The following is a 22584-nucleotide window of genomic DNA, read 5'->3' as shown; positions in this document are numbered from 1 at the left end:
ATGGGTTGGGAACGGCACGGGATGCCGGGTCAAGCCCGGCATGACAGGCGTGAGGCGCGCAGATGGCTGGCAAGGGGGACTAGTCAAGACTAGTCCCTTTTACATTTTTATGACTCGACAATTTCACATATGGGTCACTGATGTGTCACATGTGACATCTATATTACGCGCTTTGTCCTGGAGCGCGGTTCGATGTTGAGAAAGTGTGGTTTTCTGCTGTTGCTGTTCATGCTGCCTAGCCTGGCGCATGCAGTCTGGAACGAGGCATGGGACAGCCGCGCTAAGGTATCGGTGAATGCTGCTGGCATTCCGGCTGCGGAAACCAACGTGCCGGTGTTGTTGCGTTTGCATTCCGGCAATTTCGATTTCTCTTCCGCCAGCCTAGATGGCTCCGATCTGCGCGTCATTGCCTCGGACGACAAGACCGAACTCAAGTTCCACATCGAGAAGTTCGATTCAATTAATGAGCTTGCCGTGATCTGGGTATTGCTGCCCAAGGTTGATCCGGCAGACAAGAATGCGCATTTCTGGCTTTACTCCGGCAATGAATCTGCAACGTCCGCTTCCGATAGCCAGGGCAGTTTTGACGATGCCACGGCGGCAGTGTTCCACTTTGCCGAGCAGTCCTTGTTGCAAGACAGCAAGCGCGGCCTGGTGGCAAGTGGCAATGCCACGGTGCAGAAGGCTGCGTTGATCGGCGAGGCGGCTGTGTTGACGGGTGAGCCATTGGCATTGGCGGCGGATTCGACCCTTGCGCTCAGCGATGCGCGTGGTTTCAGTTTCAGCGCCTGGGTGAAACCTGCGACGCTGGATGGCATGCTCTATCAGCAAGGCAATGCGGCACTGGAAATTGCAGGCGGCAGACTGAAGTTCCGCAGTGCCGGTGCGAGCATTGCAGGCGGTGAGGTCAAGGCAGGCAGTTGGCAGCATGTGGCGGTGACGGCAGGTGCTGGCAAGGCGGCTATTTACCTAGATGGCGTGGAAGTTGCGAGCGGTGATGTTGCCCTGGCTGATGTGCAGGATACGGTGCAAGTAGGCGCTGGCTATCAGGGCGAGCTGGATGAAGTCGTGCTTGCGAGTGCAGCGCGTAGCGCTGCCTGGGTCAAGATGGCAGCTGCTGGTCAAAGCATGGATGGGCAGTTGATCAAGGTGCATGCTGCCGATGAGGGTGACGGGGAAGAGGGCAGCAGTTCGCACTTCATGGTGTTGTTCCACAGCCTGACCGTGGACGCATGGGTGGTCATCATCATCCTGACCGTCATGTTTGCCATCAGCGTTGCCGTGATGGCGGCCAAGGCAAGGCAGGTCGCCCGCAACGACAAGGCCAACCGCGAGTTCCTGCAACGTTTCAACGATGCCAGCAATGCGCAGTTGCTGCAGCTCGACCAAGGCGCCAATACCACGGACTCCACATTAGCCAGGCTGTATATGGCCGGCTTGCGTGAAATCCGCAAGCGTTATGCCGAGGACGGCTCGCTGGCGCTCAGCGGCGCTTCCATGGATGCGATCAAGGCGGCGATCGATGCCGATTTGATCCGCGAGAACAAGAGCCTGAATGCCAATATCGTGCTGCTGACGATCGCGATTTCCGGCGGCCCGTTCCTCGGTCTGCTGGGGACCGTGATCGGCGTCATGATCACCTTTGCCGAAATTGCGGCGGCGGGCGACGTGAACGTCAACGCGATTGCGCCGGGCATCGCCGCCGCCCTGATGGCGACCGTGGCGGGCCTTGCCGTCGCGATTCCCGCCTTGTTCGGCTACAACTACCTCTCCAGCCGCATCAAGAACATCAACACCGACATGCAGATATTCGTCGATGAGTACGTCACCCGCGTCGCTGAACTCTACGGGAAGTAGGCATGGCGGACATCAAGGAAGACAACCAGCCGTATGACGAGATCAACATCACGCCGATGCTCGACCTCGCCTATGTGCTGCTGGTGATCTTCATCATCATGACCACGGCATCGGTACAGGGCGTCAAGGTGGACATCCCACTCACGAGCGAGACCGGCAACCTTGCCAAGCCGGATATCCGCGGCATCACCATTACCAGTGAGGGTGATGTTTACCTGGATGCTTATCCGGTCGATTTGGCATCGTTGGAGCAGCGACTCGGCGAATACAAGGCCAACAATCCCGACTTGCCCGTGGTGCTGAAGGGCGATGCCGCCGCGCACTATGAAAAAGTGTCTGCCGTGCTGGAAATATGCAAGAAGCTGGGCATTACCGAGGTGGGCCTGGTAACGAAGAAAGCAGGAGGATAAGCCATGCAAGTGCAAGACGACAGCAAGCCTTATGACTCCATCAATATCACGCCGATGCTCGACCTCGCCTATGTGCTGCTGGTGATTTTCATCCTCATGACCACTGCCTCGGTGCAGGGCCTCACCATGAATTTACCCAAGCCTTCCAACAAGCCGAGCACGGAGCAGCACGAAGTCAAGATCGTGCAGGTGCAAGAGGGCGGCGCCATGCTCATGAATGGCATGGGTATCAGTATTGCCGAGTTGGAAAGCCAGCTCAAATCGGCCAAGGCGCGCGACCCGAAATTCTCCGTGATGATCAAGGGCGATGCGCGTGCGCCTTATGCCGGGATCATTGCCGTGGTGGACTTGGTGACGAGGCTGGAGATTGAAAACGTCGGCTTGGTGACTTCAAGGATAGGCACCTGAATGGCGGTAGAGCAAATGCAGCAAGAACAAACTGTTCCGGCGTGGAAACGGTTTGGCGGCGCCGGGTTGGTGATCATGCTGTTGGCAGTGCTTGGTTATGGCATCTACAGCCTGATCTCAAGCAAGCCCGGCCCGAAAAAGCCGCCGGTGACGACGATCAAGATCATGCCGGATACGCCACCGCCTCCGCCGCCACCTCCCAAGGAGCCACCGAAAGAGCAGCCCAAGGAAGAACCGAAGGAAATCAAGGTGGAGCAGCCCAAGCCGGTTGAAGCGCCGCCCGAGCCGCAGAACCTCAAGATGGAGGGGGACGCGGGCGATGCGCCCAGCGCGTTCGGTGCAGGCAAGGTCACCAACGAGTATAGCGGCGGCGACGTGGGCGTGAAAATCGGTGGCAACAAGAGCCTGGCGGCCTATGCCTGGTACACCGGCAAGATCAAGGCCAGCATCGAGGCGGCGATCGCGGAGCAAAAGGAGTTGGCGAAGGAGCAATACAAGATCGTGGTCGAGTTATGGCTGGCCAAGGATGGGCAGGTGGAAAGAGTCGAGCTGGTGAACGGCAGCGGAGACCAGAAGAAGGACGAATTGCTGCGGCAGGCGTTGCGCTCGGTAAAACGCATTCCCGAACCGCCGCCGGAAGATATGCCGCAGCCGGTGAAATTGCGGATCACCGCCAAGAGCATGGGCGGCTGAGCGTCCTGAATGCGGCGAAAGATGTTGTTGGCGGCGATTGGCCGGTTTGGATATGCATGGGCCTGATAGACGGGCCGGATGAAGACTAGAGAACGGATGATGAATAAACCAAGAATGATGAAACCCGCGATACTGGCGCTGGCGATGGCAGGCGTGTTCGCATCGTCTGCCGGGGCGGGCGAGCGCGAGTCGCTGGAGCAGTTGCGTAGCACCACGGTCGGCTTGATCGAGGCGTTGGTGCAGGAAGGCATACTCTCCAAGGAAAAGGCGGATGCTTTGATCAGGAAGGCGGAAGAAGCCAGGCAGGCGCCCGTTTCGACTGCCGGAGCCGAGGAAACGCAGGCCACCCCAGCTGCGGCGCAAGGCGACAGCAATGTCGTCCGCGTCCAGTACGTGCCGGAATTCGTCAAGCAGCAATTGCGGGCCGACATCGAGAAAGATGTGATGGCCAAGCTCAACTACCATGTGGAAGAAGAACGGCTGAAATTGCCAGGCTGGTTGGACCGCCTATCGTTCGAAGGTGATGTGCGCCTGCGCTACGAACCTGCCAGGTTCTCTGACGGCAATGCGCAGGAGTTCTGGTTTGCCGGCGATGTGTCCCGTCAGGCGCTGATACCCAACACTACTGAAGACCAGAACCGTTACCGGGTCAGGGCGCGGTTCGGCGTCAATGCCAGGATCAGCGATTCCATCACGGCAGGCATCCGCATGACGACTGGACATATGGATAATCCGCTTTCGCCGAATCAGTCCATAGAAATCAGGCAGGCCAAGCTGGATTGGGGGCTGGATCGGGTCTTCGTGACGGCAAAGCCTTACGAGTGGCTCACGGTAAGCGCAGGGCGTTTTGCCAACCCTTTCTTCTCCACGGATATGGTGTGGGACCGCTCGCTGGCGTTCGACGGCGTGGCGGCGACCTTCATGCCGAAGTTCGGGGATAGCGTGAGAGGCTTCGGCACCATAGGCGCCTTCCCGATCGACCAGGTGCAGAAAGGCGATGTCAACAAGGCCAAGGATAAATGGATCGCGGGCGCCCAGGCCGGTATCGAATGGATCAGCCCCAACAAGTCGTCTGCCAAGATCGGGCTGGCGTTTTATGATTTCAAGAATGTGCATGGCATCCCGAATAACCAGGACGGTTTTGACCGGCGTTATGACGGAACGGTGATGCCTTACCGGCAGAAGGGCAACAATACCTTTGAAATCTACAAGGGTGGCGCGGGGTCTTATGATGGCGCAGGTAATTTGACATTATTCAATACCTGCGGCGAAGTGTCGCCATCCACTGGTCTATATACCGACGCAGGTTGCGGCCTGGCCTCCAAGTTTCGTGTGGTCAACCTGACGGCCCAGCTCGATCTGGCAACCTTCGATCCCGTGCATGTCATCCTGCAGGGCGATTACGCCGTGAATATTGGTTTCGACCAGCGCGAAATCCTGCGTCGCACCCATGTGCTGTATGAAAAGGAAAACCAGGCTTACCAACTCAAGCTGACCGTTGGCATGCCTGAAATGCAGAAACGCCACGATTGGCAGGTGTTCGGGGCCTACAAGAAGCTGGAGGCCGATTCCGTGATGGATGCCTTCACCGATTCCGACTTCCACCTCGGGGGAACCAATGCCAAGGGCTTTATTCTCGGCGGGCTGTACGGCCTGGACAAAAATACCTGGCTGACAGCGCGTTGGCTGAGCACGCAGGAAGTGAGCGGGGTATTGCCGTTGCGGATCGACCTGTTCCAGCTTGACCTCACTGCCAGGTTCTGATGATGAAGCCAGCGAGAATATTGGCAGTATGGCTGATAGCGGCAATCCTGGCGGCAGCCGCGCCGCTGGCATGGCCAGCGGCTGACAAGGACAAAGCCGCCAAGCAGCAAGAGCGCCGCATGCGCCAGATGATGCAACAGGTGCAGGCGGAAAAAGAGCAATTGCAGAGCCAGTTCGAGCAGGAAAAGGCCAAGCTCAAACAGGAGGCGGAGGCTGAGCAGGCCAAGAGCAATGAGTTGAAGAGCAGCGTTGCCAGCGTCAGCCGCCGCAACGCCGTTTTGAATGCCGAGATCGAGGCGTTGCGCAAGGAAAAGGCGGATACCCAGGCGAGCAACCAGGCCTTGCAGGCCAAGCTCGAGGAAGTTCAGCAGCAGCTTGCCAATGCGCAGGATGCCATACGCAAGGGAGAGGCCGAGCGCGGCAATATGCAGGCCGTGATCGTGAAAAAGCAGCAGCAGTTGAATGCCAGCAGGGAGAAGAACGACAGGCTCTATGACTTCGGCCTGCAGTTGATCAAGATTTATGAAAAGCCCAGCCTGTACCAGAAAGTCATGCGCGACGAGCCCTTTACCCAGCTAAAGCGCGTCGAGCTGGAGAATATCCTGCAGGACTACAAGGATAAGATAGACGAAGCCCGGCTGGGCGCGGGCGATATCGCGCCCTAGTTTTGCCCGGTGATTGAGCTAAGCGCATTGCCCCGGCCTGAGGCCGGGATTTTTTTGTCCGGTGTTTTTGACAGTATTGATATCGGCACTATTTTGTTTATTGTCCGATTGGCCTATGGCGGCACATCGAATTGTCATATTGCGCTCCTAGAATACTTGGCAATGGGAGCTGCTTAGCAGCGTGTGACTCAAGCCGATGACAGGGAATCAAAAATGAAAAAAAGCATGATATCTGCCGCCATTGCGCTGGCATTGTTGCCAGTTGCCGTCAACGCAGCCAGTCCATTGAATGCGCTGGAAAAGCTCTGGACCTACGACCATGCAAGCACCGGCGTCGCTGGTCAATCTTCCGAAATCGTTGCTTTCGACTCACTGACCAACTCGCTGTGGGTTGCTGGCGTCTCAGGCGTGGATGTGCTCGATGCGGGCAGCGGCAGCCTGATCCAGCACATCAACACCAGCATATACGGCAGTATCAATAGTGTGGCGATTCACAACGGCATTGCGGCCTTTGCTATCGAAAACACCACCGACCGTACCCAGTCAGGCGTCGTTAAGTTATTTGATACCACGACACGCACATTGAGTACTGGCGTCAATTCCATCGCAGTCGGCGCTTTGCCCGATATGCTGACATTCAGCCCGGACGGCAACCGGCTCCTGGTTGCAAACGAAGGTACTCCCACCGACTATGCAGGCTATGACCCCGTCGGCAGCGTCAGCATCATTGATATGGGGTCACGTACGGTCGCGGCAACCGTCAACTTCAACAATGCGCCGGTATCGGGCAGTGACTTGCGTCCCCAATCCATTGCCGGCATGGATTATGAGCCGGAGTATATTGCGGTGAGCCGTGATGGCACCAAGGCATTTGTTTCACTGCAGGAGGCCAATGGCTTGGGCGTGATCAACCTCAATACCAATCAGGCCGAGCAGGTCATTGGTCTGGGTGCCAAGGATTTCAGTGCGCCGGGCAACTATATCGATCCATCCGACCGTGATGGGCGTATCGAGCTGCGTCCAGTCAATGCGCGTGGCCTATACCAGCCTGACGGCATCGCAGCTTACGAGGCCAACGGGCAGACTTTCATCGTGCTGGCCAACGAGGGGGATACCCGTGAAGACGAGGCGGATAAACAGCGCCTGGGAGGAAATGGCGATGCCAACCGTCTGAATATTTCCGTTCCAGATACGACGTCGGATGATGTCGTCACATTCGGTGCGCGTTCCTTTTCCATTCGCGACCAGTACGGCAACCTGGTTTTCGATAGCGGCAACCAACTGGATGCCAAGGCAATCGAGCTGGGCATTTACGATGATGGCCGCAGCGATGACAAAGGTGTCGAGCCTGAAGGCGTCGAACTGCTTGAAATCAACGGCCGCACCATTGCGTTCATCGGGCTGGAGCGTACGCTCCAATCAGCCGTTGCGGTATATGACATCACCGACCCCCTCAACGTCAGCTATATCGACATGATCGTCACCGATGGCGATGTGGCGCCTGAAGGCATGAAGGGTTACTTCCACGATGGCCAATACTACCTTTCGATTGCAAATGAAGGGACCGCAACCACGTCGCTCTATCGCCTCGCTATTGCCGCCGTCCCGGAGCCGTCAACATATGCCATGCTGCTGGCCGGCTTCATATTGATGGGCTTTGTCAGCTACCGCCGCCGCCGTGAAAAATTCAAGCTGTAATGATAATCAGTATGGATTAGTCCTAACGGACTAATCCAAAAGCACTGAAACCCAGTGCTTGCCAGCATGGGCTCATTTATAATGAACCTAGTTCCAAAGTAATAAATAGCGGTTGTCTTTCATTTCCATTTTTAGGGGATTTTCCATGAAGTTCATCAAGACTTTCCTGGCTTCCGTAGCGCTCATAGCTATGGCTTCCAGTGCAAATGCAGCATCGTACGATTGGGGCGTGTTGAGCGTAGACGACGCCGATCCTTATCAGGTATATACCGTTGCTGCGGGCAATTTCACCGACACCATTACTTTCACAATCAGCGAAGATGTCGTGGCTGATTTCGGCGCTGGCGTATTGAACGTCGTCGTCGGCAAGAAGCAGTTCGAATTCATCGACAGCTTGGCATTCTCTCTTCTCGATATTGAAAATAATGTGATTGATTCCGGCCTCAATTTCACAGTTCCATCGCTTTCTGCAGGCACATATGTATTGCAAATCAGTGGTTTCGCATCCGGTATCAATGAAGATGCTGGCCGCTATGGCGTAGGCGTTTCCATCGCTGCTGTGCCAGAACCAAGCAGCGTCGCCCTGTTGCTGGTCGGTTTTGCCGCTCTTGGCGCTGTAGCACGTCGTCGCAAGAGCCTGTAATTCATCATTCGATGAATGCTGAGAACGGCACCGTAAGGTGCCGTTTTTATTTTTTTATATCCTTTAATTTGTATAAGCTTATTCCAAGAAATTTCCCGGATTAGTCCGTTCGGACTCAAGACAAAAAAAACTGGCTTGTTATAATTTGCCTACGTTGTAGAACAATAAGTTTTCTCTCATAACCATTTATAGGGGATTTACCATGAAGTTCATCAAGGCTTTTCTGGCTTCCGTAGCGCTCATAGTTGCGGCTTCCAGTGCTAATGCTGCTCCTGAAGTAAAGGGCGATTTTGGTCTGATTACTGACCTCACATTCACAGAGCTTCCAGTAACTGTTGGTTCTGGTGCTACTTTTGATCATATCTTCAAGTTTGAGTTGGATTCGACAGCTGCTGATTTCTCTGTTAGCAAGTTGGTTCTTACTCATGGTCCTGCAACAATTTGGGATTTCTCTTCGATTACATTCAATGTTTTTTCTGGTGAATTTTCATCGGATATTACAGATGGAGTATTGCTGAGGGTGACTCCAATCGTAACTGCAGATACTGTTGAGTTTACTCTTAACGGTTTGAGCGCTGGTGATTACTTCATTCAAGTCGCTGGTGATGCAAGTGGTATCGCTGGTGGTGCTTATACCTTCGCCATCACTCCAGTACCAGAACCAAGCAGCGTTGCCATGTTGCTGATCGGTTTTGCTGCGCTGGGTGCTGTTGCTCGCCGTCGCAAGACTCTGTAATTTCTGTATCAGATTTTTTAATAAATCTGAAAAATAAAAACGGCGCCGATGGCGCCGTTTTTATTTTATAAATCAGCTATATCGCTTATATGGGAATAACTATAAATTCTTTGAAATTTGAGTTCTTGATGTATAATTCGCAGTGGGGGGAATATCATCGACATTAATCAGAAAAAGGAGTTTGTATGAATATTCTCAAAAGCGTACTGGTTCCTGCAGCGTTCTTAGTTGCAGCCTCTAGTTCTTATGCTGATGTAGTAGATCTTGGCGAACTCAATGCGGGTATCAATACGTATACCGGTACTGTGGCTGCTGATACTACTTTCAGCACTAACTACACTTTCAGTCTTGCTGATGTTAGCAGCGGCATTTTCTCTTTGAGCCAATTGCCATTATCTAACGGTGGCGTCAGTGTGCTGGATTTCAGCAACCTGACTTTCAATCTGTATAGTTCTACTGACGCTTGGTTGGCTGGTGCCGTTGCTGGTGGCGAGTTCACATTCAGCAGCCTGGCTGCTGGCGACTACTACATCACAGTTGCTGGTACTAGCAGCGGTGTATCTGGCGGCATCTACAGCGGCGCGATCAATATTGCTGCCGTGCCAGAACCAAGCAGCGTTGCCATGCTGATGATCGGTTTTGCTGCGCTGGGTGCAGTGGCTCGTCGTCGCAATACCAAGCTGTAATTTGGTTTTATACTGAAGTACAAACGGCGCTCGGTGAGCGCCGTTTTTTTATGTGCTCGAGGCAGCCAGCTTTTCACTCAGGATGGCGTGGCAAGGTAAGGCGGAAACAGGTGCCTTGGCCAAGTTCGCTACGCACAATTAATTGTCCGCCATGGTTTTCTGCAATCCTTCTTGCAACATGCAGGCCCAGGCCGGTGCCGTGTATGGTCATGTTGCCTTCGATTCTGACGTATTTTTCAAAAATACTTTCTTGCCGTTCTGGTGCGATGCCAGGTCCAAAATCCTGGATTTCGACATGGCAAAAATGCTGTCCATGAAATACACGGGCGATGATGTCGGTGCCTGCCGGCGAGTATTTCAACGCATTATCAATGAGGTTAGAAATGACCAGGTTGATCAAGTACTGGTCGCCTGAGATGTCGGCCGGCGTGGCGCCCGATTCCATAATGATGTTGCGATCGCTGAAGTCCCGGTAATGCTCGATTGTTGTCTGTACCACTTGACATAAATCGAGTGGTTTTTGGCTGAAGCTTTGATTGACATGCACGCCTTCAAGCCTGTCCATGCTCAGGAAGTTGTCGATGATACGGCTCATGCGCTGTGTTGCACGCCGGATTTTACGTAATGCCGGAGTAAGCATGGTGCTGGTATCAAGATCGGGGTGGGATTGTAGTAACGACAGCCTTTGCGAGGTGGTATCAATGATGGCGAGCGGAGTGCGGAATTCGTGGGATGCCATCGCAAAGAACTCCCGCTGGGCTTGCATAAGTTCTTTTTGTTGTTCTAGGGAGTTTTCCAGCTTTACCTGCAGTGTTTGGCGCTCTTTGACTTCCTCGTTTAATTTCGCGTTGGCGAGGGCCAGCTGCGTGGTTCTTTCCTGCACGCGCTGGTCAAGTTGCCTCTCGCTTTCCTGCGATAGCTCCAAGGCAAGTTCTTTCGCTTGCAGTTTCTTTTCGGCTTCTCTTTTTGCTATATTGACCATGCCGAGGGTTACCAGTATGAGCGACAGCAGGGACCAGGCGATGGATATGTCCATGGATGTCGTCGGCGGACCCAGTTCCAGTCCCAGGTTTTGCAGTATGACCAGGATATATGTGCCGGATCCTATCCAGAACGCGGAGATGTAGAGCAAGCGGTCAAAGTGTCGGCGGTATAGCAGCCACAGGCTGCCATAAGCCAGAATGCAAGTGTTGATGAGCGGCAGTATGTTGGTCATGACGCCGCTGAAGGGCAACAGGCGGGTGCTGACGCCGATGAAAATCAACAGCTCCAGAACGATCATGCCTTGTATGAAACGGAAGAGCAAAGGCAGGTGCTGTTTGATCTGGAATAGGGCGGTATAAAAAATCAGTACCGAGGCCATGAACAGGAAATTCATGGATTTTTGCAGGGCATCGGCGGTGACAGGCTCCATTGGCAGTGCTATTTGCGCGGAGCCGGAAAGAAAGGCCTGCGCCGTGCAGGTAATGCACTGGTACAGTGCGTACAGCATGAAGATGCCGTGTCGTAGCCATAGCCAAAAAATGAAGGCAAGGAGCGCCAGGAACAAGCGGACGCCGTAATATGCGCCGGTCAGGCTATCTGGCCTGCTGTGTTCGCTGATGAATATATGCGGTTGCCACAGTGTGGCATGAAAGGTCAGGGAGCTGGTGGATGTTAGCCGTACGTAATAGGTTTGCTCAGGGCTGTCAGCATCAGGGAATATCGGGAAGATGAAGTTGCGGTGCCGGATAAATCTGGCGCTCACCGGATGGTGGTCGCCCATTTGCATGCTGGCATAGCGGTGATCCGGCTGCGGCATGTATAGCGTGACGTCGTCGAGCGTTGCCGGGGATATTTCGAGCCAGTATTTATTGTTGATGGCGTCTGGAAAATCCAGCGTGAATTTCAGCCAGATGGTATCCGTGGTGTATCCCGCATTCCAGCCTGGAGGCAAAGGCGCGAAGGCGCCCGCCTTGTCTTGGGCGATGATGTCCTGCAGCGTCGCATTGCCGGATGCATCGCGCAGGTAGGAGACGGCGCCTATTTTGTCCAGCTCGATGCCTTTTTGCAGCGAATGCGGCACTTGCAGCGCATGCGCATGGAGCGGCAAAAGCAATAGGACGATGGCAAAAAAACGTAATAACCGATTGAGCAAAATAGTAAACTACCGCAGTTATGCAATAAATAATGAACGGATTCTATACGGAATTGAATAACTCTAGTCATTTGCGCGTGATTATCGTGGAGGATGATCAGGACCTCCGCGAAGAGACAGTGTTGGGCTTGCGCTCGCTCGGCATCGAGACGACAGGCGTGGTGGATGCCGCGGCGCTTTACCGCGAACTGATCACGAAGCCCTACGATATCGCGATCCTTGATATCGGCCTGCCGGGCGAGGATGGCTTGTCCGTTCTCAAGCACCTGCGCAGCTCGAACAAAATGGGGATTGTGATGTTGACAGCGCGGGGAGCCTTGGATGACCGCGTGCAGGGGCTGAATGACGGCGCTGATGCGTACATGGTCAAGCCTGTCGACTTGAAGGAGCTGGCTTCCGTGTTGTGCTCGCTGGCGCGGCGCCTGGAGTCGATGCGGGTCGAGCGCAGAAAGCAGCCACAGCCATTGCCCGCCGTGCAAACAGCGCCAAGCTGGAAGCTATGCAAAACCCACTGGACCCTGATCTCGCCCGAAGACATTTCCATTCCGTTGACTCCCAAGGAATATACGTTTTTAAGCCGCCTGGTGGAGAAGTGCGGCCAGCCGGTGCCAAGGGCGCACATCGTCCATGCCTTTGGTGGGAGTGTCGACGATTTCGATTTTCACCGCGTCGAGGTCATGATTTCGCGCCTGCGCCGCAAGGGCAAGGCCATCACGGGCGAGCTGTTGCCGATCAAGGCCCTGCCTGGGTTCGGTTTTTCCTTTACTGCGGACTGCATCCTGACTTAGCGCGACTCACAAAACCCTCATTGCGTCGTTGCCCTGCCTTGCCGTACTGCTTGTACGTCTGCGGCAGCGCCTAGCCAGGATCGCTGCGCTGAGTTTTGTTGGCCGCTCTTAAACACTTCCTTCGCCCTGCTTCCGGCCTTGCCGGAATAGTCCATCCTGGCCAATTGTCTATTGTTGACAATTTATCCTCACATCCTGTCAGTCTTTTCTTGATCTTTTAAATGCCGCATCAGGCATGGATTCCTGCCATTACCAGCTGATTTATTTACTGAAACAGCTCATGAGCTTTTGTGAGTTGTTGTGAGTAAATGTCAATGATCCCTAATTTAATTAGGGATAAATTCTCCCCGCTATAAAAGGCGTCACTCACGGCGTCTGCAAACAACAGATAGTGTCTGGGAGAAATCTGTGCAGAGCAACAACAATCAAAGACGTATAAACAGCACGCCGTATGCCATGACAGTTTGTCGTTGGCTGGGCGGGCTTGTTAGAACAATAGGGGAAGACCGCAAGGCGATTGCACAGCGGGTGCTGTTTGCTGTGTTGGGTATGATGGCATTGCCTGCGCTGGCAAATGTGGATGTCTTGATCCCCACCATGACGAATTCTCCCAATCCGGCGATCCGGGGCGGAGATGTGACGTATTCGATCACGGTCAATAATGATGGTAGCGAGGCTGCAACTGGTGTGCAGGTGCGGATCGATATTCCTGCAGGAACAACCAATCCACGGGCAAGCCTGGGAGGCGATCCTGCGGTTTGTTCTGTCGACGCAGGCGGTGCTTTTGCACTTTGCACGCTGGCCACCCTGGCAGCGCAGAGTAGCGTAACGGCCCAGTTGATCGTGGAAGCAGGCGCGGCAACGCCAGCAACCATCACGATAGGCGCGAGTGTATCTGCCACCAATGAAAGCCCCAATACCGGCGCAAACAATGCGCTATCACGGAATACAACGGTCAATGATGGTGCTGATATTTATCTTAGCAGCGTGACCGGCTCGCCCAATCCTGTTGTAGGCGGGGGAAATATCACCTGGAGCCTTGCGGGCGGGAATAATGGCCCAAGTGATGCGAGCAACCCGCGCATTGTGGTCACCTTGCCTGATTCTCTCCAGTTTGTATCAGGCAGCGGCGGTGATTTTAACTGTAGCGCAAGCGGCCAGGAGGTTACCTGCACCAGGGTGTCGGCAATTCCTGCCAGCGGCAGCTTTGCCGGGTTGGCATTGGTCACGAAGGTGATAGATGTGACTTCCGGCAATGTCATCATTACGCCGCGTATCAGTTCCTCGCTCGATGATCCCGACGTCAATAACAACCAGTTGCCTGCAGCGCCTCCAGTTGCAATCAGCGCAGGTGCGGATCTGCAGATTACCCAGACTTCGCCGATATCAGTCGCGGTCTCCGAACAGGAGGTCACTTTCAACCTGGCGGCCACGAATAACGGGCCAAGCGACGCTACCAATGGCGTCACGGTCACTTATACACTGCCTGCAGGATTTGATTACGTATCTGCCATACCGACCGGCCCCAACTGGCAAGCGTGTACTACGTCAGGTTCTTCTGCAACGGGTATCACCATCACATGCAATAACCCCGATAATTTTGCGGCAGGGCGCAATGACCCGATTGAAATTAGGGTGAGGGCGCCGGAAGCCACGACTCAAATCACCTCTTACGACCTGACGGCTGGAATCGCGCATAACGCAGGTAATCCTGACGATCCTATCCCTGCCAATAATCAGTCCGTATTGCCGTTGCAAGTGGGGCCAGATGGCGCCGGGCTTTCCATCAGCAAGACGCGCAACCCCAATCCGGTGGCCGAGGGACAACTCATCAACAGTGTGCTGCGCGTGACCAACCAGGGACCAACCCCTGTGGCCGCCGCCAATCCGGGTACGGTGCAGGTTACCGATACCATTAACCTGGCCGATGAAGAGTTTGTCAGCTACTCGGGCACTGGTTGGACTTGCGACAATGTGACCAGCGGCAACAACCTGGACTCTGCGGTATCGACGGTCACCTGTACCTATAGCCAGGCGCTGGCGACCAGCGGTAGTGGCGCGACGAGCAATCCCCTGACGATTGTGACGCGATCCAAGGTCAAGGGCGTTGCCTATGATGCGACCAACAATGCGGAAGTGGCATGTAGTGTTGGTGCCAAGTGCTGGTATCCGGTCAAGACCACTAGCTCCACCGCCGCTGTCACCCAGGAATCGAATTCGATAGACCTCTCCATCACCAAGGCGGTAGCGACTCCAGGTGGCGTTAATGAGCGTCTTGAGTCGAACGAATCCACCATGACCTATACCTTGGTGGTGCGCAACAATACGGCGACAGTGGATGCTGAAAATGTGGTGGTCAGGGACCCGCTGCCGCGCTGGCTGTCAGGTACAGTGCTGCCTGCCATGAGCAGCATCCCCAGCGTGAACAATGCTGGCGGGGGAGATGCGACCTTCAGCTGTGCGATCGTCGAAACCTCGGTATTGCAATGTACCCAAGCCGCAGGCACCAAGCTCAGGGCTGGAGATATCGCGACCTTTACCATTCCAGTGGGCCGCCCGCTACAGGCTGGCGCCTATACCAATACGGCAACGGTTTCCTCCTCGAGCCAGGGCGATCTCAACACTGCCAATAATTCCGCCTCGGTCAGCGGCACGATAGACCCGATTGCCGATGTCGAGATGGTGTCCAAGATCCCGACGCCGGCAACGCCGCAAGCTGGCACTGACGTCAGCTATGTATTGACCTTCCGCAACAATGGTCCTTCGCCTGCGCAGAACGTGACAGTAAGCGACAATTTTGTGGTTGGGCCGAACGATCCCGGGTTTACTGTGTTGGCGATCAACCCGGTGAACTGGACAAGCGGCACTCCCAACTGTAGCGGCCTGGTGGTCGGCCAAAGCTATGGGGCAGGTTCGTCCGCAACCTTGACATGTCAGGGCGGGCAGCTCAATAACGGGGAGCAGCGCACGGTCACGGTGTTGGTGAGGCCCAATTGGAAGAGCGGCCAGGGTGCGGGCGACACCTGGAGCATCAGCAATACGGCCAGCATTACCACAACGACCGCCGAGAATGTCGACGGTACGGACGGTGGCAATAACAGCAAGAGCGCTACGGTGACCGTAGCGGCGGCCGATATCGATATGCTGGTCGAGATCAGCGACAACGTCGACCCTCTTGGCTATGACGCCAGCAACAATGGCGACAATCCGCAGAACGACGTGATCTATGCCGTCAGGCTGCATAACAACGGGCCTTCCCTGGCGACTGGCGTCCAGTTCACTTATGAGCTGACGCCGAAAACCGGCAAAACCCTGCGCTTCCTCGGCGACAGTCCGGTAGCCGGCGCTCCCTCAGGCAGTATTTGCAACAATGTCGGCCAAACCGTGACTGGGCCTGCGACCCTGCTGATTACCTGTACGTATGTCGGCGAGGACGCCAAGCTGGTCAGCGGCGTTGATCTGCGCCGCTACCTGTCGGTACGGATGTTGACCGAGCCGGAGTCCAGCGGCGATGTGCACCCGAGCAAGGTGACCGTCAGAGCCAACGAGACGGACCGCAACCTGCTCAATAATAGCGAAACCGAAACCACGACCGTCCGCAACGATATTCCCGTCAATAACCTGTCCGTTTCAGGCCGGGTATATGTAGATGTCAACGACGACGGCTTGCTGGGCGCGGGCGAGGTTGGGATCGGCGGCGTCACCATTACCCTCACGGGCACATCCTCTGATGGCACGCCTGTCAGCCGCACCATCCAGACAGCACCGGATGGAAGCTATACCTTCGCAGGCTTGCCGCCTTCGAATGACGCCGGGTACACGATTGTGCAAACGCAACCTGCCGGCTACACCGACGGCAAGGATCAGGTTGGCAGCCTGGGCACGCAGTCAGGTATCTCGCCAGGCATAGTTTTGCCCGCGGGCACTGACAGTTTCACGGTGGTACTGACCAACCAATCCGGTACTGGGTACAACTTTGGCGAAGTGCCTGCCGGCACGCTGGGCAGCATCAGCGGCCATGTTTGGCTGGATGGCAATCACGACCGCGTATTCAATAGTGTTAGCCCAGATGCCACTGACCGTCCGCAGGCCAACTGGGATGTGGAGCTATGGCGCGATGGCGTACGCGTTGCCACAGCCAGGACGGATACCAATGGAGCCTACAGCTTTACCAACCTGCCGCTGGGCTCCGGCTATCAGGTCCGCTTCCTGAATCCCAATGGGCAGCTGGCGGGTCATGCGCGTCCCAACGAGCAAGGATTGTCGTATGTCAATGGACAGGTCAGCCCGGCGAATCCGGCTGGCGCCAGTAACCTGGATGGCGGGTTGAGCAACATTACCCTGACTGCCGGTACCCCTAATATCACCCAGCACAGTTTGCCTATCGATCCTGCCGGGGTGGTATACGATGCCGTCACTCGCCTGCCAGTGGCTGGCGCCGTTGTCACGATCCGCGGCCCTGCAGGATTTACGCCTGCCAGCGATCTGGTCGGAGGCAATGTCTCTCAGACAACAGGCGTGGATGGTATTTACCAGTTCCTGCTCAATGCCAGTGCGCCTGCCGGTGTATATACCCTGGAAATCACCAGCTATCCTGCGAATTACATACCGCAGCCATCCAGCATGATCCCGGTATGCAATGCGACGCTCAATGTTGCTAGTGTGTTGGCTGGTGGTGCCGACCCCGCCATGATGCAACAGAACGATGCTGCCCCTGCAGTCGGGGTCGGGCCTCATGACCCTGCAGCTTGTTCTACCAGTTCGAGTGATGGTTCGTTTAACAATGGCAGCGGGGCGCTGGCTGCTGCGATGACCCGTTACTATTTCAACTTCACTATCGGGCCTGAATCGGCCGATGTGATCAATAACCATATCCCGCTGGACCCTGTCATGGGCGGCATCATCCGCATCGTCAAGACGACACCTCTGGTGAATGTCGTACGCGGTGACCTGGTGCCCTACACCGTGACGGCGACCAGCTCGGTGGCGATCAACAACATTACCATTACCGACCGCTTGCCGCCCGGCTTCAAGTACCGCACCGGTTCCGCATCAGTGAACGGTGTGCGTATCGAACCAGAGGTGAATGGCCGCGATCTGGCTTGGGCGAACCAAACATTCAGTGCCGGCGAAACCAAAACCTTCAAGTTGATCCTGGTTGTGGGTACTGGTGTGGGAGAAGGGGAATATACCAACCAGGCCTGGGCGGAGAACGCCTTGGTCAGCACGCTGGTTTCCAACATCGGCTCCGCCACGGTCAAGGTCACGCCAGACCCTACCTTCGATTGCTCCGACATCATCGGCAAGGTCTTCGACGACAAGAACGCCAACGGCTACCAGGACCAGGGCGAGCCGGGCATCCCCAATGCGCGTGTGGTCACTGCGCGTGGCCTGCTGGTCACGACTGATGCCGAGGGCCGCTTCCACGTTACCTGCGCGGACATTCCCAACATGGACCGCGGCGCCAACTTCGTCATGAAGCTGGACGAGCGCACCCTGCCTTCCGGCTACCGCGTGACAACCGAGAATCCGCGCGATGTGCGTGTCACGCGAGGCAAGATGGTGAAGCTGAACTTCGGTGCGACCGTGCACCGCGTGGTTCGCCTCGACCTGAATGACCAGGCGTTCGTGCCCGATGGCATCGACCTGCAACCGCAATGGCAGGAGGCATTTGCCGACATGGTTAAGCAACTGGACGGCCGGCCTTCGGTATTGAGGGTTGCCTACGATCCGGGCGGCGGAGGGGAGAAGCTCGCCAAGAAACGCCTGGATGGCGTTGCCAAGGCTGCGCGCAAGCTCTGGAAAGAGACGCATACCAACAATAAGGATGAGGCAGCCTTCCCGCTGATCATCGAGACAGCAGTGGAGGTGCAGCCATGATGAAGAAGCGAGCGATTGCTATCGCCATCAGCGTGATGATGAGCGGGGCCAATGCGGAATCATTGCTGATCAGCGACCGGGGCTATGCGGCAGCTATGTTGCCGACGCGCGATATGCCCGTGCCTGATTTCGGGCAGGAAACCGGCAAGCGCATCGACCATGGCCGCGTGGATTTCCATGGCATGCCTTCCCCTGCGGAGCGGCAGGGTCCGACCAGCTATCCGCTGCCTTCCGGCATCAACAGCAGTGCGCTGGAGCGCATGCGGGCCGCAGCGGCCAATGTGCCGCAGGCTGAGCCGCAAGTGCTGACAAGGCTGGTGGAAAACAGCGGCGCGGCGCAGTTCGAGTCCGGCAAGGCCGATTTGACCGCCAGCTCGGTTGCCGAACTGGAGGAGCTGGCTGCTCAATTGCAGGGTAAGAAGAATGTGCGCATCGACATTGCCGGACATACCGACAACCAACGCCTGTCGCCCAACGCCAAGAAGATTTTCCGCGACAATCAGGGCTTGTCCGAGGCACGCTCGCTTTCCGTGGCGGCATTCCTCAAACAGAAGCTCGGGTTGGATGACGGCCAGTTCAGCATCAGCGGCTATGGCGAGAGCCAGCCTGTCGCGAGCAACGACACGCCTGAAGGTATGGCGCAGAACCGCCGCGTGATCATCCGCGTCTGGTTCGACGAGCAGGAGATCATCCCGGCGGAACCGGTGGCCGTGGCGCCGCCTGTGCGCAGCGCTTGCGAAGCCACGTCCGTGGCGAGGGCGGGAGCGCCTTTCCGTATCAGCATCGACGGCGAACCGGTCAATCTGGATGACGGCCCGCTGGAAGCGGATAGGCAGCGCTGCACCGACGTGGCGCTGGAAAAGGCCGATATCCAGGTGCGCTACGATAATCTTTCCACCCTGCCGCAGATGAACGTCTGGCAGACAACCAATGGCGTGGTGCGCGGCGAAGAGGCCGAGTTCCGCGCCTGGGCCAACTACCTGCCGTGGATCAAGAAGGCGGAGATCCGCCTGTTCAAGCCCGGCCAGCAGCCGCAAGAGAACCCATTGGCCGTGCTGCCGGTGGATTGGAACGGCGTGACCAAGTGGCAGGCCAAGGTCGATGACGCCGACCAGGTGATGTTCCTGCTGCGCGTGTACGACGAACAAGGGCGCTTCGATGAAACCGTGATGAAGCCGCTGGAGATACTCTCGCATGCCACGCCACGTCTAGTGAACGACCTGCAGCCGGGCAAGGAGGAATTGATCGGCTACGGCGAGAACAGCCTGAGCCTGCGCAATATCCCGGTCAAGGGCGGCACAGTGACCGTCAATGGCCGTTATATCCAGCCGGGCCAGCGTATCGAGACCCTGGGGCTCAACGTGCCCGTGGATGCCAATGGCCGCTTTGCCATCAAGCAGATCATGCCGCCCGGGCCGAACAGCGTGGAGGTCAAGCTGGTGGAGCCGGATGGCGAGTTCACCAGCTTCCGCCGCAACCTCAATATTGCCGACGACGACTGGTTCTATATCGCGATCGGCGACATCACCGCGGGCAAGAACAATGTCCGCGGCCCGGCGCAATTGGTGACCGGCGATAACCAGCATTACGACGGTTCCAGCCATATCGACGGTCGCGGCGCCTTCTACGTCAAGGGCAAGGTGAAGGGTGAGTATTTGCTGACTGCCTCCGCGGATACGCGCGAACAGCCGTTGGAGCACCTGTTCTCCAATTTTTCTTCCAAGGACCCGCGTTACCTGCTGCGCAACATCAACCCCGACCTGTATTACCCGGTCTATGGCGACGACAGCACGACGGTGGACGATGCGCCTACCCAGGGCAAGTTCTACGTCAAGCTGGCGCGCGGCGACTCCCATGTGATGTGGGGCAACTTCAAGACCAGCTGGAGCGGCACCGAGCTGCTGCAATATTCGCGCGGCCTGTATGGCGCGAACGCCAAGTACCGTTCCGAGAGCACCACCAAGTACGGCGAGAAGGCGACGACGGTAGACGCGTTTGCGGCCGACCCGGGCACCCTGGGCGCGCGCGACGAGTTCCGCGGCACCGGCGGTTCGCTGTACTACCTGCGGCATCAGGCCCTCACCATGGGTTCAGAGCGCATCTGGGTGGAAGTGCGCGACCGCGATTCCGGCCTGGTGATCGAGCGCAAGCTGCTGGCGCCTGCGCAGGATTATGAAATCAACTACCTGCAAGGGCGGGTGGTGCTGCGCGAGGCGCTGACCTCGACCGGCGCCGCCTCGACCCTGATCAGCACCGCCTCGATCAACGGCAACGAAATCTATCTGGTGGCTAACTACGAGTATGTGCCGGGCCTGACCAGGGTGGATAATTTCTCCACCGGCGGGCGCGTCTCGCATTGGGTGAACGACTACCTGCAGATCGGCATCACCGGCTTCAAGCAAGGCCAGGGAATGCTGGAGCAGAAGCTCAACGGCCTGGACGCCACCATCCGCTATACGCCTGGCACCTTCATCAAGCTGGAGGCTGCCCATTCCGAAGGCGCGGGCGATGGCGCGCAGACCTCCCTGGACGGCGGTTTCGCATTCAACAGCCTCACGACCAGCGGCGAGCCGGCCAAGGCCTACCGTATCGAAGGCTCAGTCGACCTGGCGGACGTGACCGACAAGGCCAGGGGTAAAGTGACCGCTTACGTGCAGAACCGCGAACGCGGCTTCTCGGGCCCGGGCCAGATCACCACTACCGGCGAAGCGGTCGACCAGCACGGCTTCAAGGCCAATGTGCAGGTGGCCGACAACACCTTCGTCGATGCCAAGGGCGATATCAGGCGCGCGGACACCATAGACACCCAGGCGGTGGAAGTCGGCGTGCGGCAGAGGCTGGACTCCGAATGGCAGGCCGGCGTGGCCGTGCGGCAGGACGACAGGAACGTGCATGTCACCAACGCCAGCAGCCTGCTGTCGCGCAACGGCAACCGTACCGACGTGCAGGTGCGCATGGATTACACGCCAGACGACCATGAAGCCGAGGTGCAGGAAGGCGAGCCTCTGCCCAAGAAGGACTGGAGCGCTTATGGCTACCTCCAGGGCACGGTGGCGCGCGACGGCGAGCGCGAGGACAACAACCGCGCCGGCATGGGGATGAGCTGGCGCGTGAACGACCGCCTCAAGCTCATCGCGGAAGGCTCGCAAGGCAACCTGGGCCCCGGCGTGAAGATCGGTGCGGATTACCGCCTGTCTGACCGCAGCAACGCCTATACCAACTACCTGGTCGAGAACGAGCGCCCGGACAACGCTTGGCGTGGCCGCCAGGGCAGCTGGGTAACGGGAACGTCATACCGCGTCACCGACGAGATGCGCGTGTTCGGCGAGACGCGCACTGTGGACGGTTCCGGGGTGCAAAGCCTGGTCAACGCCTTCGGCCTGGATTATGCCGCCAACGATTTCTGGAACTATGGCGTCAAGGGCGAAGTGGGCAAGGTGTCGCATCCGTTGTCCGGCGACCTCAAGCGCAAGGCGGTGAGCTTCTCCATCGCCTACAAGCGCGACAACACCAAATACAGCGGCAATATCGAATACCGCGACGAGAGCAGCAACACCACGGGCGACCGCGACACCTGGCTGATCCGCAATACCTTCGGCCACCAGGCCACGCCGGAGTGGCGCCTGCTCGGCAAGCTCAACTGGTCGGTCTCCAACAACAGCCAGGGCGCATTCTACGATGGCGACTACCATGAGATCGTGACGGGGGCTGCTTACAGGCCGATCGACAACGACCGCTGGAACACCTTGTTCAAGTACACCAACTTCTACAACCTGCCGTCGCCCGGCCAGTTGTCGCCTTCCGGCTTCACTGCGGATTACGCGCAGCGCAGCCAGGTGCTGTCCATCGACACCATCTACGACGTCAAGCCGTGGCTGTCGCTGGGCGCCAAGTACGCTTTCCGCATCGGCGAGCTGAAGGACAGCAAGGTGGACGGCCAATGGTTCTCCAGCCGGGCCGACCTGATGATCGTGCGCGCCGACTGGCACTTCGTGAAGGAATGGGATGCGGTGCTCGAGCTGCGCAACCTGCGTGCAACCGAGGCCAAGGACTCGCGCGCCGGCGCATTGGTCGCGATCTACCGGCATATGGCGGAAGGCGTCAAGGCAGGCGTAGGCTACAACTTCACCAACTACTCGGACGACCTGACCAACCTCTCGTACCGCAGCCGCGGCTTCTTCATCAACGTCATCGGCACGATGTAAGGGCTGACCAGGGC

At 56.9% G+C, this 22584-nt stretch carries 14 protein-coding genes; 13 read left to right on the top strand and 1 reads right to left on the bottom strand.

Annotation, left to right across the window (positions count from 1 at the left end; genetic code table 11):
• Positions 1-192: 192 nt before the first annotated feature.
• The 10 genes from ACJSDX_RS01735 to ACJSDX_RS01690 all read left to right on the top strand — a co-directional run bounded on the left by ACJSDX_RS01735 (position 193) and on the right by ACJSDX_RS01690 (position 9560).
• A complete protein-coding gene (locus ACJSDX_RS01735; RefSeq protein ID WP_407993216.1) occupies positions 193-1857 on the top strand; it encodes a DUF2341 domain-containing protein in 1665 nt (554 codons plus the stop codon).
• A gap of 2 nt (positions 1858-1859) precedes the next feature.
• The gene (locus tag ACJSDX_RS01730) at positions 1860-2267 is read left to right on the top strand and encodes an ExbD/TolR family protein (RefSeq protein WP_287110113.1); all 408 of its coding nucleotides are present in this window, start codon (positions 1860-1862) and stop codon (positions 2265-2267) included.
• Between the two features lie 3 nt (positions 2268-2270).
• Entirely contained in the window at positions 2271-2675 is a 405-nt protein-coding gene (locus tag ACJSDX_RS01725) for an ExbD/TolR family protein (protein ID WP_407993215.1), read from the top strand.
• A gap of 15 nt (positions 2676-2690) precedes the next feature.
• The gene (locus ACJSDX_RS01720; RefSeq protein ID WP_407993214.1) at positions 2691-3368 is read left to right on the top strand and encodes an energy transducer TonB; all 678 of its coding nucleotides are present in this window, start codon (positions 2691-2693) and stop codon (positions 3366-3368) included.
• A 114-nt stretch (positions 3369-3482) separates the two neighbouring features.
• Positions 3483-5132 carry a putative porin gene (locus tag ACJSDX_RS01715; protein WP_407993213.1) on the top strand — a complete coding sequence of 550 codons (1650 nt, stop codon included), beginning with the start codon at positions 3483-3485 and terminating at the stop codon, positions 5130-5132.
• Positions 5132-5797: a hypothetical protein gene (locus tag ACJSDX_RS01710; RefSeq protein ID WP_287110117.1), complete on the top strand. Its 666-nt coding sequence runs from the start codon at positions 5132-5134 to the stop codon at positions 5795-5797. The genes ACJSDX_RS01715 and ACJSDX_RS01710 overlap by 1 nt, the downstream gene beginning before the upstream one ends.
• Positions 5798-6010: 213 nt before the next feature.
• Entirely contained in the window at positions 6011-7495 is a 1485-nt protein-coding gene (locus ACJSDX_RS01705) for a choice-of-anchor I family protein (protein WP_407993212.1), read from the top strand.
• Between the two features lie 145 nt (positions 7496-7640).
• A complete protein-coding gene (locus ACJSDX_RS01700) occupies positions 7641-8138 on the top strand; it encodes an FxDxF family PEP-CTERM protein (RefSeq protein ID WP_407993211.1) in 498 nt (165 codons plus the stop codon).
• Positions 8139-8340: 202 nt separating this feature from the next.
• Entirely contained in the window at positions 8341-8874 is a 534-nt protein-coding gene (locus ACJSDX_RS01695; protein ID WP_407993210.1) for an FxDxF family PEP-CTERM protein, read from the top strand.
• A 185-nt stretch (positions 8875-9059) separates the two neighbouring features.
• Positions 9060-9560, top strand: a complete 501-nt coding sequence (locus ACJSDX_RS01690; RefSeq protein WP_407993209.1) for an FxDxF family PEP-CTERM protein — start codon at positions 9060-9062, stop codon at positions 9558-9560.
• Positions 9561-9633: 73 nt separating this feature from the next.
• On the opposite strand, the gene ACJSDX_RS01685 is transcribed toward ACJSDX_RS01690, so the two are convergent.
• A complete protein-coding gene (locus ACJSDX_RS01685) occupies positions 9634-11625 on the bottom strand; it encodes a sensor histidine kinase (RefSeq protein WP_407993551.1) in 1992 nt (663 codons plus the stop codon).
• Between the two features lie 104 nt (positions 11626-11729).
• On the opposite strand from ACJSDX_RS01685, the gene ACJSDX_RS01680 reads away from it, so the two are divergent.
• The 3 genes from ACJSDX_RS01680 to ACJSDX_RS01670 all read left to right on the top strand — a co-directional run bounded on the left by ACJSDX_RS01680 (position 11730) and on the right by ACJSDX_RS01670 (position 22570).
• Entirely contained in the window at positions 11730-12485 is a 756-nt protein-coding gene (locus ACJSDX_RS01680; protein ID WP_407993208.1) for a response regulator transcription factor, read from the top strand.
• 456 nt (positions 12486-12941) lie between these two features.
• Positions 12942-18365 (top strand): SdrD B-like domain-containing protein, encoded by a 5424-nt coding sequence (locus ACJSDX_RS01675; protein WP_407993207.1) that lies wholly within the window; start codon positions 12942-12944, stop codon positions 18363-18365.
• On the top strand, positions 18362-22570 hold the full coding sequence (locus ACJSDX_RS01670) for an OmpA family protein (RefSeq protein ID WP_407993206.1): 4209 nt from the start codon (positions 18362-18364) through the stop codon (positions 22568-22570). The genes ACJSDX_RS01675 and ACJSDX_RS01670 overlap by 4 nt, the downstream gene beginning before the upstream one ends.
• Positions 22571-22584: the final 14 nt, after the last annotated feature.

The organism is Methylobacillus draconifructus (assembly GCF_045984355.1).
Lineage (GTDB): Bacteria > Pseudomonadota > Gammaproteobacteria > Burkholderiales > Methylophilaceae > Methylobacillus > Methylobacillus flagellatus_A.
Note: the sequence above shows the minus strand (reverse complement) of the source record. Positions and strands in the feature narration are given on the sequence as shown.

Excerpts from the sequence above, each read along its gene's own strand:
- ACJSDX_RS01735 (WP_407993216.1), top strand. The coding sequence starts at position 193 with ATGTTGAGAAAGTGTGGTTTTCTGCTGTTGCTGTTCATGCTGCCTAGC.
- ACJSDX_RS01730 (WP_287110113.1), top strand. The coding sequence starts at position 1,860 with ATGGCGGACATCAAGGAAGACAACCAGCCGTATGACGAGATCAACATC.
- ACJSDX_RS01725 (WP_407993215.1), top strand. The coding sequence starts at position 2,271 with ATGCAAGTGCAAGACGACAGCAAGCCTTATGACTCCATCAATATCACG.
- ACJSDX_RS01720 (WP_407993214.1), top strand. The coding sequence starts at position 2,691 with ATGCAGCAAGAACAAACTGTTCCGGCGTGGAAACGGTTTGGCGGCGCC.
- ACJSDX_RS01715 (WP_407993213.1), top strand. The coding sequence starts at position 3,483 with ATGATGAAACCCGCGATACTGGCGCTGGCGATGGCAGGCGTGTTCGCA.
- ACJSDX_RS01710 (WP_287110117.1), top strand. The coding sequence starts at position 5,132 with ATGATGAAGCCAGCGAGAATATTGGCAGTATGGCTGATAGCGGCAATC.
- ACJSDX_RS01705 (WP_407993212.1), top strand. The coding sequence starts at position 6,011 with ATGAAAAAAAGCATGATATCTGCCGCCATTGCGCTGGCATTGTTGCCA.
- ACJSDX_RS01700 (WP_407993211.1), top strand. The coding sequence starts at position 7,641 with ATGAAGTTCATCAAGACTTTCCTGGCTTCCGTAGCGCTCATAGCTATG.
- ACJSDX_RS01695 (WP_407993210.1), top strand. The coding sequence starts at position 8,341 with ATGAAGTTCATCAAGGCTTTTCTGGCTTCCGTAGCGCTCATAGTTGCG.
- ACJSDX_RS01690 (WP_407993209.1), top strand. The coding sequence starts at position 9,060 with ATGAATATTCTCAAAAGCGTACTGGTTCCTGCAGCGTTCTTAGTTGCA.
- ACJSDX_RS01680 (WP_407993208.1), top strand. The coding sequence starts at position 11,730 with ATGAACGGATTCTATACGGAATTGAATAACTCTAGTCATTTGCGCGTG.
- ACJSDX_RS01675 (WP_407993207.1), top strand. The coding sequence starts at position 12,942 with ATGACAGTTTGTCGTTGGCTGGGCGGGCTTGTTAGAACAATAGGGGAA.
- ACJSDX_RS01670 (WP_407993206.1), top strand. The coding sequence starts at position 18,362 with ATGATGAAGAAGCGAGCGATTGCTATCGCCATCAGCGTGATGATGAGC.